This is a genomic window from Ghiorsea bivora (assembly GCF_000744415.1).
Taxonomy (GTDB): Bacteria; Pseudomonadota; Zetaproteobacteria; order Mariprofundales; family Mariprofundaceae; genus Ghiorsea; species Ghiorsea bivora.
On sequence record NZ_JQLW01000012.1, the window covers coordinates 60,156 to 71,656 of the forward strand.

General features: G+C 41.8%; 12 protein-coding genes. 7 read left to right on the forward strand and 5 right to left on the reverse strand.

The annotated features are described in order from the left end of the window. Positions 1 to 59: 59 nt before the first annotated feature. From DM09_RS10290 to DM09_RS10300, 3 genes are all read right to left on the reverse strand, one after another. Positions 60 to 626: a tRNA (mnm(5)s(2)U34)-methyltransferase gene (locus DM09_RS10290; protein ID WP_051938393.1), complete on the reverse strand. Its 567-nt coding sequence runs from the start codon at positions 624 to 626 to the stop codon at positions 60 to 62. Continuing rightward, positions 623 to 1,207 (reverse strand): cyclic nucleotide-binding domain-containing protein, encoded by a 585-nt coding sequence (locus DM09_RS10295; protein ID WP_038250827.1) that lies wholly within the window; start codon positions 1,205 to 1,207, stop codon positions 623 to 625. The genes DM09_RS10290 and DM09_RS10295 overlap by 4 nt, the downstream gene beginning before the upstream one ends. A gap of 91 nt (positions 1,208 to 1,298) precedes the next feature. Further along, the gene (locus tag DM09_RS10300; RefSeq protein ID WP_038250830.1) at positions 1,299 to 2,324 is read right to left on the reverse strand and encodes an NAD(P)/FAD-dependent oxidoreductase; all 1,026 of its coding nucleotides are present in this window, start codon (positions 2,322 to 2,324) and stop codon (positions 1,299 to 1,301) included. Between the two features lie 77 nt (positions 2,325 to 2,401). On the opposite strand from DM09_RS10300, the gene DM09_RS10305 reads away from it, so the two are divergent. The 7 genes from DM09_RS10305 to DM09_RS11230 all read left to right on the forward strand — a co-directional run bounded on the left by DM09_RS10305 (position 2,402) and on the right by DM09_RS11230 (position 9,201). Next, positions 2,402 to 2,680, forward strand: a complete 279-nt coding sequence (locus tag DM09_RS10305) for a peptidylprolyl isomerase (RefSeq protein WP_038250832.1) — start codon at positions 2,402 to 2,404, stop codon at positions 2,678 to 2,680. 3 nt (positions 2,681 to 2,683) lie between these two features. After that, positions 2,684 to 3,115 carry a YcgN family cysteine cluster protein gene (locus tag DM09_RS10310; protein ID WP_038250835.1) on the forward strand — a complete coding sequence of 144 codons (432 nt, stop codon included), beginning with the start codon at positions 2,684 to 2,686 and terminating at the stop codon, positions 3,113 to 3,115. A gap of 39 nt (positions 3,116 to 3,154) precedes the next feature. Further along, a complete protein-coding gene (locus tag DM09_RS10315; protein WP_038250837.1) occupies positions 3,155 to 3,625 on the forward strand; it encodes an ATP-binding protein in 471 nt (156 codons plus the stop codon). Continuing rightward, positions 3,622 to 3,933, forward strand: coding sequence for an STAS domain-containing protein (locus DM09_RS10320; protein ID WP_038250839.1), 312 nt, complete (start codon positions 3,622 to 3,624; stop codon positions 3,931 to 3,933). The genes DM09_RS10315 and DM09_RS10320 overlap by 4 nt, the downstream gene beginning before the upstream one ends. A gap of 9 nt (positions 3,934 to 3,942) precedes the next feature. Next, entirely contained in the window at positions 3,943 to 5,412 is a 1,470-nt protein-coding gene (gene ubiD / locus DM09_RS10325) for a 4-hydroxy-3-polyprenylbenzoate decarboxylase (RefSeq protein WP_038250841.1), read from the forward strand. Continuing rightward, complete coding sequence (gene gpmI, locus DM09_RS10330; RefSeq protein ID WP_038250843.1) at positions 5,409 to 7,010, forward strand: 2,3-bisphosphoglycerate-independent phosphoglycerate mutase; 1,602 nt, start codon at positions 5,409 to 5,411, stop codon at positions 7,008 to 7,010. Before ubiD ends, gpmI begins: the two co-directional genes overlap by 4 nt. 67 nt (positions 7,011 to 7,077) lie before the next feature. Then, positions 7,078 to 9,201, forward strand: coding sequence for a PAS domain-containing hybrid sensor histidine kinase/response regulator (locus tag DM09_RS11230; protein ID WP_198401671.1), 2,124 nt, complete (start codon positions 7,078 to 7,080; stop codon positions 9,199 to 9,201). On the opposite strand, the gene DM09_RS11235 is transcribed toward DM09_RS11230, so the two are convergent. Both DM09_RS11235 and DM09_RS10345 read right to left on the reverse strand, forming a co-directional pair. Further along, positions 9,198 to 10,157, reverse strand: a complete 960-nt coding sequence (locus DM09_RS11235) for a divergent polysaccharide deacetylase family protein (protein ID WP_051938396.1) — start codon at positions 10,155 to 10,157, stop codon at positions 9,198 to 9,200. The genes DM09_RS11230 and DM09_RS11235 overlap by 4 nt on opposite strands. A gap of 7 nt (positions 10,158 to 10,164) precedes the next feature. Next, positions 10,165 to 11,496, reverse strand: a complete 1,332-nt coding sequence (locus tag DM09_RS10345) for a S41 family peptidase (RefSeq protein ID WP_038250846.1) — start codon at positions 11,494 to 11,496, stop codon at positions 10,165 to 10,167. Positions 11,497 to 11,501: the final 5 nt, after the last annotated feature.

An 11,501-nucleotide genomic window follows, 5' to 3' on the forward strand; every position in this document is an offset into this window, starting at 1 on the left:
AGACAAACGTATGAGAAAAAACGCATGAACACCTTCCTGCTTTCAATATGGATTAAAGCTTAGATGTTTTCTTTCTGAATTTGAAGCAAAATAGGTGCTTTAGGGCTATGTGGCACACAAATTTGTTCGAGTTTGAAATTGTTGGTGTGTGTATGTTTGTGTTGTAGCCAGGTAATTATTTGCGTCGCTTCTAGGTCACCACCATGATGCCCTGGGTAAAGCATGATACTTAAGCAGCCAAGGGGTGCTAACAGTTGCAAGCTGTGTTGCAGTGCAATAAGAGTGGTATCAGCATGCGTGATAATACTTTTGTCACCATGTGGCAGCCAACCAAGATTAAACATAATGGCTTGAATATGACCATGCACTTCTTCAGGGATATGCTGGTGCATGGTTTCGTGACCGGCCAGAAAAAAACTTTGTTGGCAGGGCTGATGCTCCAATAATGTTTTTGTAGCTGTGAGTGCTTGTTGTTGCACATCAAAGCCAAATACATGCCCCGTTTTGCCGACCTGCTTTGCTAAGAATAAAGTGTCAAAACCGTTGCCTAGTGTCGCATCAATAACGTTGTCACCTTCATGGATGTTGGTTGCTAGCCAAGCTTGTGCAATGTCTGTGAGTCTCATGTTTTTAATGATGATGTTTCTTGTAAACTCATGATGCGAGTTGCTTGTGTGGAAAAACTTGCTGTTTTGTCTCGGATACGTTCGCGGAAGCGATAGTATACATCCATTAATTTGTTGAGCGCGACTTTACCGAGTAGGCTTCCAGCATGTAAATGATAAAGTAACGATAGATTATTGCTCTTGCTGCTGCTGACTACAAGATCCCCCTTTAGGATTAGGTAAACATAGTCAGCATAATCCCCTTTTTTCAAGAGCATAGCACCTTCATGCAAATGAACCTTACGCATATTGTATTTGAGTACGCTTAGCGTTTTAGCAAGAGGGGTGTAGTTTTCACTTATGATGGGTGTTTCATGCGAAGAAATAACATCGCACCTAAATTTATTAATCAAACCTTGCATTTCCTCTGGGTGTTTATGAGCCGGAATTTGATAGATTATCCGCGCCGGTATAAATAGTAAGGATTTCATGCCTTGATTGTAAGAAGTGACGCGTAAGTTTTCGGTGAGAAACAGGGGGTTGGGATGCGAAGCACAAAATCCTTTGAGTTTTTTTCGCGATGTTTGCTGACGCTCTGTCATGTGAGAGTTCGTTCCTTAATGTCTTTGTATCCAAGTAAATGTTAATGCGTGAAGCTTACAGTGGAGGTGTTGCTAATCCTAGTGGTAATTATCACTGGTTAAGCAGATTGGAATACCGGCTGATATCCACTTTTGCAGGGATAGGGTCGTGTGTTAAGAGTGATTGGGTAAAGAGGTGGCTATACCAAGGGATGAGTAGGCTGCCTCGAGAGCCAAAACCATTAAATATAGCAGTGTTTTTTTGTTTGGGGTGAAAGCCAATGAAGGGTTGTTTGTCTAAGGTGGTGGGGCGTATGCCTGCTTGATGTTGGGTAACTTTGAAATTGTAGGATGCATGAAAAAGGCCATTGGCAAATGCCAGAAGTTGCTGTTTGGATGTTTCGAGTTGGGTGGGGGTGGTTATTTTTGTATCAAAAGTTGCACCAATACGGCAAGTTTTTTTATTCATAGGCAATAGCCATTTGCTTTTGTTGATGATGGCGTCTGGCAGTATGTTTTCTGTATTACAGGTGATGATTTCACCATGGGCAGGTTGTAGAGGTAGCCATGAAAACAATGGATTGGACATCATGTGATACCCTTCGCAGTAGATAGCTGTTTGTTCAGAATGAGTAGTTTCAACGTTGCGGTAGGTGATGATGTTTTGCTGTTTAAAATAAGTATGTAAGGCATCCAGTAAGGTGTTTGTATCCAACCAAGCTGTATGTGTTTGCACAATGCTACCATGTTCTTGTTTGAGGTTTGTGGTTATGCTCTGTTCTTTGAGATAGTCCTTATATTTATTGTTTTTCAGGCGATTTTTACAGTTTTCTTGCTCTTTTTGTGAATTAAAGAGTCGAAACATGGTTTTTGTATGGAAGAATGAAACATTAAGGGTGTTTTCGATGTGGTGGTAAAACTGATGTGCAAAGTTTAGCATTTCGGGAGTTTGCTCTGCTAAAACGAAGCGTTGCCCTGTCACAGGGTTAATAAGCCCTGCGGCAACCCGTGAAGCGCAGGCTTTGTCGCCTGCGAAAATATGCACCTTTTTACCTTGCTGCAATAATGTCCACGCCAATAGGCAGCCAGCCAAACCGTTGCCCACAACTATTATGCCTTGTCCTGATAGAGTGTTCATGACCGCTAGCATAAACGATGTGGCGATAGGCAGCAAAAAGCAGTATTGTTGCCAAAATTATAACTAAGGAGTTTATCATGGCAAAAGCATCAGCACGTCACCTTTTGGTGAGTACAGAAGAAAAATGTTTAGAAGTTAAAGCGGAAATTGAAGCAGGTTTGGATTTTGGTGAAGCAGCTAAGAAATATTCATCATGCCCATCCAAAGCACAAGGTGGCGATTTGGGTGAGTTTGGCCCAGGTCAAATGGTTCCTGAATTTGATAAAGTGGTATTCTCTGCAGACATTGGAACTATTGAAGGCCCTGTGCAAACTCAATTTGGTTACCACTTGTTGGAAGTTACAGCGCGTAGTTAAGATATGTCAACGTCAGTGCAAACCACTTGGCATGAGCATATCAATGAGGCGGATTGGGAAGCTTTGTGCGATGGCTGTGGCAAGTGTTGTATGCATAAGTTTGAAGATGAAGATACAGGCGAGATTCTAAGAACGAATGTTGCCTGCAAGCTTTTTGAAGCGAGCACATGCCGCTGCACACAATATAAAGAAAGGTTTTCGCAAGTTCCTGAATGTTTGGATATTCGTAAACTTACCGATATAGAAATGTTGTGGTTGCCTGAAACATGTGCTTATCGCTTAACATTTGAAGGTAAACCTTTGCCTCAGTGGCATCCGTTGAACAGTGGGGATGCAAGGTCGGTGAATAAGGCGGGGCACTCGATGTCTGGTTTGTCGATTTCTGAAGTTGATGTGCCTGAAGATGAAATAGTAGATTATATTTTAACATCTTAGATAATAGATGCTAAGCTTGCTTTGTATAAAAAATGAGGAGTGGTTGAACTGAACGTTAAAGAATCTAAGTTTAAACTTCATTTGAGTGGCTGCAAAGAAGGTTTGCAGGCATTACAAGGTTTGGCTGAGCAAGCTTGCGAAGGGGTTTGTTTAAGTGATATTCAAATCAACCGGATTGCTTTAGCATTGGATGAGTTGTTTGCCAATATTCATGCACATGGTTATGTTAATAAGGGTGGTGATATTGAGTGTTCAGCTCGGTGGACTGGGGTGAAAGGTTCTCCGTGTCAGCTGGAAATTAAGTTGCGAGATTTTGCACCAACCATTGACGATGTTACAACGTGTAAAGGTGTTTGCCCAGAAACTTTAAAAGAAAACCCTGTAGCTGGTGGTTTAGGTATGCATTTGATTTATGCTATCACGGAAACGTTTGAGCATATCCCGCTCGAAGATGGCAACCTGTGGCGTTTGGTTTTTAATATTTCAGAAACAAAGGATAAAGAAGTATGAGTCTTCATATTGAAACAGAACATGTGGAAAAAGAAGCAACAGTTAGCGTCAAAGGTGATGTGACCATTCAAACATCACCAGAATTACGCAATGCATTGCAGCCTTTGTTTGCCAGTAACCTCGAAGTTGTTCGTGTGATTCTCAACGATGTAAAATTTATGGATTCATCAGGTATTGCTACATTGGTGGAAGGTTTACAATGGAGCAAAACATCAGGGGGGCGTTTTGTGCTGGCGGGTTTGAGTGAAACGGTGCGTGATGTGTTTGAGTTGGCAAAACTAGATACGATTTTTGAAATTGAAGGGTGATTTTATTTCATGAGTTATAAGGATATGCGTGATTTTATTGCCGACTTAGAAAAACGCGGTGAACTTAAACGCATTCAAACAGAAATCAGTACTGAATTGGAAATGACGGAGATTTCTCAGCGTGTTTTAGAAGCTGGTGGTCCTGCATTGTTGTTTGAGAATGTGAAAGGCCATGATATGCCAGTGTTGACTAATTTATTTGGCAAAGATACACGTATTGCTTTGGGTATGGGACGAGAGTCGGCAAGTGAGTTGCGTGAAATTGGTGAGTTGTTGGCTTTTTTAAAAGAGCCTGAACCGCCCAAAGGGTTTAAAGATGCATGGGAAAAACTTCCTGTGTTTAAAAAAGTTCTGCATATGTCACCAAAAATTGTCAGTAAAGCACCTTGGCAGGAAGTGGTGGTTGAAGGTGATGCGGTTGACCTTGATACACTACCTATTCAAACCTGCTGGCCAGAAGATGCGGCACCTTTGCTTACTTGGGGTTTGGTGGTTACCAAAGGACCACATAAAGACAGACAAAACTTGGGCATTTATAGACAGCAAAAAATTGCCAAAAACAAACTTATCATGCGCTGGCTGAAACATCGTGGTGGTGCGATTGATCATCAAGAGGCTAGCAAAACAGAAAAACGTGAGCCCTTTCCATGTGCTGTGGTGATTGGTGCAGATCCAGCCACTATTTTAGCCGCCGTAACACCCATTCCAGATACGCTTTCTGAATACCAGTTTGCAGGGTTATTACGCAACGAGAAAACACGATTAACTCCTTGCTCGGTGGTGGACTTGCAAGTGCCAACCTCAGCAGAGATTGTACTGGAAGGTTTTATTTCCTTTGATGAATATGCTGAAGAAGGTCCATACGGTGACCATACGGGTTATTACAATGAAACCGAGATGTTTCCTGTGTTTACCGTAGAAAAAATAAGTAAACGTAAGGATGCGATTTATCATTCTACGCATACGGGTAAACCGCCTGATGAACCTGCTGTGCTTGGTTTGGCTTTTAATGAAGTGTTTGTGCCCATTTTGCGCAAACAGTTCCCTGAAATTATTGATTTTTACCTGCCTATGGAAGGTTGTTCATACCGCATGGCGGTGGTGTCGATTAAGAAACAATATGCAGGTCATGCCAAGCGTATTATGTTTGGGGTGTGGTCGTATTTGAGGCAATTTATGTACACCAAATTTATCGTGGTGGTGGATGAGGATATTGATTGTCGCGATTGGAAAGAAGTGATTTGGGCAATCACCACCCGTTGCGACCCCGTGCGTGATTTTACCATGGCAGAACATACGCCGATTGATTATTTGGACTTTGCCTCACCTGTTGCAGGGTTGGGCTCAAAGGTGGGCATTGATGCCACCAATAAATGGCAAGGTGAAACCGACCGCGAATGGGGTCGAACCATCACCATGACGGATGAAGTGAAACAACATATTGATGATATTTGGGAAGAATTGGATTTAGATTTATGACAAATAAACATAACACAACATTATTGATTATTATGGATGGTTGGGGCGTGGGTTCTGGGCGCGATGATGATGCGATTGCCTTGGCAAATACGCCCAACTTTGACCGATTACAAAGCACATGTGCTTACACTGAAATCAATACGCATGGTAAGTTTGTTGGTTTACCATCCATGAAAGACATGGGTGGTTCGGAAGTGGGGCATTTGACCATGGGCGCGGGAAAAATTCTCGACCAGGGACCAACACGCATCAATAATGCTATTGCTGATGGTTCTTTTTATGATTCCAAGGCTTTGGCGAAAGTGATTAAAGTGGGTAAAGATGGTGGGGCAATTCATCTGCTTGGTTTATTGTCCGATGGTAATATTCATTCCCATATCGACCACTTTAAGGCAGTGATTAATTATGCTGATGCGCAAGATGTTGAGCGTTTATATGTTCATGCCTCATTGGATGGGCGCGATGTGGGTATTCAATCGGCACAAGATTATGTGTTGCAGTTAGAAGAGCTGTTCACTGAAATCAATGCCAAAGGTGATAGGGACTATGCTTTTGCTTCTGCATCAGGTCGTGAACATGCCATTATGGATAGAGACCAAGATTGGAGCAAAGTTAAACGTGGTTGGGATGCCATGGTATTGGGTGAAGCAGAGCATGAGTTTGGCTCAGTCATTGAAGGCATCACAGCATTGCGTGCGACCAACCCCAATCTTATTGATCAAGATATGGATAGCTTTATTATTATTGATGATGATTTGGGTAAACCCAAAGCTGTGATTGAACATGGTGATGCGGTATTGATGATGAATTTCCGTGGTGATAGAGCCATCGAAATTACCGAAGCTTTTGTGATGGAAGACTTTCAAGGTTTTGACCGTATTAAAACACCTGATGTGGTGTATGCAGGTATGATGGTATTTGATGAAGATAGAAATATGCCTGAATTACAACTGATGGGCCCCACCAAAGTGGATTATCCGCTGGGTAGATATTTGGTGGATAAAAAGATTAAACAGTTCCGCCTCACTGAAACCCAGAAATTCCCGCATGTCACGTTCTTCTTTAATGGGGGGTACCGTAAACCATTGGATGATAGCCTAGAAGAATATATTTTGATTGATTCGGATAAAGGTGTCTCATTTGCTGATAAACCAGAAATGAAAGCGCCTGAGATTGCGGCTAAGGCTGTTGAGCTTATTGAAACAGGTGAATATGGTTTTGGGCTCATCAACTTTGCTAATGCCGATATGGTGGGGCATTGTGGTAAATTAGCGCCTGCGATTCAAGCGGTGGAAGCTGTGGATAAAGCGGTAGGATTAATCGTTGATGCGTTAGAAAAACATGGTGGTAATGCCATTATTACTGCAGACCATGGTAATGCTGAAGAAATGGTAACACATAAAGCCAGTGGCGATGAACCATGTACCAAACATTCGGTGAACCCCGTACCATGTATATTGTTTAAAGCTGGTGGTAAATACCAGTTAAGTGAAGTAGCACAGCAGGACGTTGGGCTCGCAAATTTGGCAGCAACAGTCTGTGATATGATGCAGATTGAAACGCCTAAAGATTTGGAGCCGTCTTTGCTAATGATCTAATATGATGAATGCTAAGTTTAAGCACTCTTTGTTTCGTAGTCTCATACTTTTGTGGGCTACGTTTGCAATGCCTTATATATCAAGGGCTCATGATCTAGATAAGCAGGGGTTAGGTAAAGGTGAAACGAAGTTTGTTGATGGCGGATTTAGCCAAAATGTTGTCGGTTTTATAGACGAGTTTGCGTTATCCATATTGCTAGTGGTTATAGGTTTCCTTTTGTATCAACTTTGGCAGTTGAATACAAGGCTACAGCATAGTGAAAATTCACTTGCTGAAAGTGAGTTGCGTTTTTGGCAAGTGCTAAAACATATCCCTGTTGGTGTTGTGATTTATAAACAAGGGGTGATTCAATATCTGAACCCATTCACATTGCGCCTTATTGGGAATAAGTCACTTCACGATGTGGTTGGCAGACCAATCACAGACTTTTTACACCCTGACGACTGTGAAAGTGTGTTAACACAAGTTGAGGATATTACGCGAACGGGTAAAAGTGTTTGGGCTATGCCCGTGCGTTATATAACACCAGAAGGTCAGCGTAAACAGCATGAAATGTTGGCAAATCGTACGCGGCTTATGATAGATGGAGAGCCCGTAACATTAACCATTGCCTTGGATATTACCGATCAAAACCAAATGATTAGGGATATCAAACAACAACATCGCATGTTGGATGTTATTTTATCTTCAGCGCCAGCAGGTATTTGGATGCGAGATCAAGCTGGTCAATTACAATTTGTAAATGATGCTTATGCTGAGATGATTGGTGTGGATAAAAAAGCATTATTGCAAGCTGATGATGATTACACATTGGTTGCCAGCGAAGAAGCAAGTGCACGCAAAGCATCCGATGAAATTTGTAAAAGCAGTGGGAGTATATACCGCTCCAGTGAATTTTATACTGCGGCTGATGGCACATCGATGGTTTGTGAAGTGATTAAAGTTCCATTATTTGAAGATGATATTTATCAGGGGCTTGTTGGTTTTAGTTTGGATGTGACCAAGCGTGTTGAGGCAGAGATTGAGCGTGCAGAGGTTCAGAAAAAAGCTTTGGAAGCCCAACATCTAGAATCTTTAGGGGTATTGTCAGGTGGTATTGCGCATGATTTTAATAACCTTCTGGCGGTCATTTTAGGCAATGCATCATTAATACGTAAAAGTTTACCCCAAGACTCCAGAGAGTTTATTTTTATGCGTCGCATTGAAGAAACAAGTAAAAAAGCTGCTTCCTTGTGCAAGCAGATGTTAACCTACGCGGGTAAGGGTACGCTAAATATGAAACCGCTGGAGCTTTCGAAACTGGTGCATGATATGTCAGTTTTATTAGAAGTTAGTTTATTAAAGAATGTATCCGTGGATTATAAACTTCAGCCGCATCTTCCGTATTTTGATGGTGATATTGCACAGGTTCAACAGTTGGTCATGAATATGATTACCAATGCAAATGAAGCGATGCGTGAACATGGTGGGACAATTCGTTTGCGTACATATTGTATAGATTTAGCTGCTGGGGATAAGCAAGTAGCAGGCATAGTTCAGTGTATGGCCGAAGTGAAACAGGGGACATATGTTTGCCTTGAAGTGAGTGATGAAGGTTGTGGTATGGATGAAGCAACGCAACAGCGAATTTTTGAACCTTTTTTCACCACTAAGTTTACAGGTCGGGGTTTGGGTATGAGTGCCATGTTAGGTACTGTACAAGGGCATGGCGGGCTTATTACTTTAGAATCCGAATTGAATCAGGGAACAACATTTAGAGTCTTTTTCCCCATCAGCCAGCATGGAAAAAAAATGGAAACTGAAGGGGACACTATGCCGCAGTTATCACATGCAGAAAAACGAGGAAAGGTGCTGATTGTTGATGATGAGTTAATGCTCTTAGAGACAGCGCAAGCCATGTTAGAAGATTTGGGTTATGAAACCTATTTGGCAGAAAATGGCAAACAGGCATTGGAAATCTATCAAGCTAAGAAGGATGAGATTCATGTGGTATTGCTGGATATGACTATGCCTGAAATGGGTGGCAAGGTATGTGCGACAGAGCTATTAAAACTAACGCCAGACTTGAAGATTATTATTGCCAGTGGTTATGCAGAAGAAGATATTTATAAACAATTCAAGGGTATTCGCTTGGCAGGTGTTGTGCAGAAACCTTATGATTTCCAGCGTTTACAAGAAGTCATGTTTTAATCCTGCTTCAGTGCTTCAGAGATACTAACAAATGCTTGTAAGCTGATACCTTGCGCGTGTTTTTTTAAAAAATTTAAAGTTTCTTGATGCGGGTGCGCAAGCATGATGCAGCTATCCTTGCGTTTGACACATGAAAGCATGGAGTTCCAAGCATGTTGCAGAGATACAGGCGTTACGGCGTGGTCTAAGAATACATCCCGTGTATTCCAAAGAATACCTGATTGCTGCGCAACTTCAGCAGCCACGGACGAGGAAGATGTTCGGGAATCGATAAAAAATAAACCATGCTTTTTACATAATTCCATAAGCCATTGCATGGATTTTGGGTTGGATGTGAGCAGTGATCCCATATGGTTATTTACACCTTCAACATAAGGCACTTTCGCTAAGGCTTGCTCAAACACCGTGGTAAAGCTTTGTTTATCCATATCTTGATGTAAGTAAAACTTTTCCATCTTTTGTTGATATTTAGGGTTGGCAGTTTGCATGGGCATATGCAGCATGACTTGTATGCCGTGTTGGTGCGCCATCATGGCTGCTTCTTTCGCATGAGGGGAATCGGGCAGAATAGATACCGTAATGGTGTAAGGAAGCGCAATTAAACGTTCTAGGGCATGTAAATCATAACCAACATCATCAATAATAAGACTTAATACATGTCTGTTTTCGGCAGGGTGAACGCTTACTTGTTTCGTAGAACTCTTGAAGACAGGGTCTGGAAGTTCATCTTCAAAGGTAAGCACATATGTGTCATCAAGTAGTGGTGCGATAACTTGTGCTATATCGGGCTCAGTATGACTTGGACTCTCAGAAACAAGTATTTGTGAGATGTTGGATGCAACCTTTTTCTCACTAGCTACCCATACCAATAATACAATAAGTATAAGTAGGATAGTGAGTAAGATTTTAAACCAAAATGCCTGCTGTTGTTTCTTTTTTTTAGTTTTTTTCTTCAAGTGTTGTTTAAGAAGTCTTTAGGAGTACGTGTAACCCTTGAAGTAAGTCTACAGCGCGTTGTAATTGTACATCTTTGGTCAAACGTTCAACCATTTGTTCACTCGGGTGGCCAGGTACTGCTTCTTCTTCTTTTTTGGTTTTGGTTTTACCATTACCATTGGCAAGGTGTCCTTTCATATTGGCTTCAAAAACACGGGAAGGTCGGTTGCTTCCGTCATCTTCGATTTTTAAACGTACAGCTTTAACTTCTACATCAGGGTCTATGCCTGTAGCTTGAATAGAACGTCCGCTGGGTGTGTAATATAAAGAAGTGGTTAATTTAAAGGCAGAGCCATCCGATAATGGAATGATGCGCTGAACAGAGCCTTTACCAAAGCTGCGTGTGCCCATGAGTACAGCGCGTTTGTTATCTTGGAGTGCACCTGAGACGATTTCAGATGCTGAGGCAGAACCACCGTTAATCAAAACAATCAATGGTGCACCATTTAAAATATCACCTTTCTCTGCTTTAAAGTCCATATTGTTTCCAACGCGTGATTTGGTGCTCACGATGCCACCAGAATTAAGGAATAAATCACTCACTTCAACAGCTTGATCCAGCAAACCACCAGGATTATTGCGCAAGTCTAGCACTGCACCAAAGATTTTATTGTCCGATTGTTTACGCAAGGCATCGAATTGTTTTTGCAATTGCTCAGCTGTATGCTCTTGAAACTGTGTGATACGTAAATACGCATAACCAGGCGCTAAAATATCACTTTTGACGGATTTGACTTGGATTTTATCGCGTTTTATTTTTACATCAAAAGTACGCATTTCATCTTCACGGAAAATGGTAAGTGTAATGCTAGTACCTGGTTTCCCACGCATAAGTTTAACGGATTCGGGTAATGTAATGTCACGCGCTAATACATCGCCAATTTTAATAATGAGGTCGCCAGATTTAATGCCTGCCTTATCTGCGGGGGTGTCTTCAATGGGTGATACGATTTTGATACCACCTTCGGCTGTGGCAATTTCAATGCCTAAACCACCAAATTCGCCACTGGTGTCTTCCATCATTTTACTGAACATTTCTTTGTCCATATAGGTGGAGTGTGGGTCAAGGTTAGAGAGCATGCCTTTGAGAGCACCCTCAAAAAGTTCTTTGTCCGTGGTTTCTTTTACATAATAGCGGCGAACAGCATTCATGACATCGGAAAACTTTTTCATTTCCGCATAGTCTGTAGCAGCATTGGCTTGGGTAATGGATGTATTGGGCTGCCAAGTTACCCATGCTGCTGCAATCACAGCACATGTGCTTAAGGAAATGATCCAACGTGTTTTGTTTAAATTCATGTTTT

Bases quoted from the DNA above. Each gene is read 5' to 3' on its own strand.
- DM09_RS10345 (WP_038250846.1), bottom strand. From the start codon at position 11,496: ATGAATTTAAACAAAACACGTTGGATCATTTCCTTAAGCACATGTGCT.
- DM09_RS10290 (WP_051938393.1), bottom strand. From the start codon at position 626: ATGAGACTCACAGACATTGCACAAGCTTGGCTAGCAACCAACATCCAT.
- DM09_RS10305 (WP_038250832.1), top strand. From the start codon at position 2,402: ATGGCAAAAGCATCAGCACGTCACCTTTTGGTGAGTACAGAAGAAAAA.
- DM09_RS10310 (WP_038250835.1), top strand. From the start codon at position 2,684: ATGTCAACGTCAGTGCAAACCACTTGGCATGAGCATATCAATGAGGCG.
- DM09_RS10295 (WP_038250827.1), bottom strand. From the start codon at position 1,207: ATGACAGAGCGTCAGCAAACATCGCGAAAAAAACTCAAAGGATTTTGT.
- DM09_RS10300 (WP_038250830.1), bottom strand. From the start codon at position 2,324: ATGAACACTCTATCAGGACAAGGCATAATAGTTGTGGGCAACGGTTTG.
- ubiD (WP_038250841.1), top strand. From the start codon at position 3,943: ATGAGTTATAAGGATATGCGTGATTTTATTGCCGACTTAGAAAAACGC.
- gpmI (WP_038250843.1), top strand. From the start codon at position 5,409: ATGACAAATAAACATAACACAACATTATTGATTATTATGGATGGTTGG.
- DM09_RS11230 (WP_198401671.1), top strand. From the start codon at position 7,078: ATGCCTTATATATCAAGGGCTCATGATCTAGATAAGCAGGGGTTAGGT.
- DM09_RS10320 (WP_038250839.1), top strand. From the start codon at position 3,622: ATGAGTCTTCATATTGAAACAGAACATGTGGAAAAAGAAGCAACAGTT.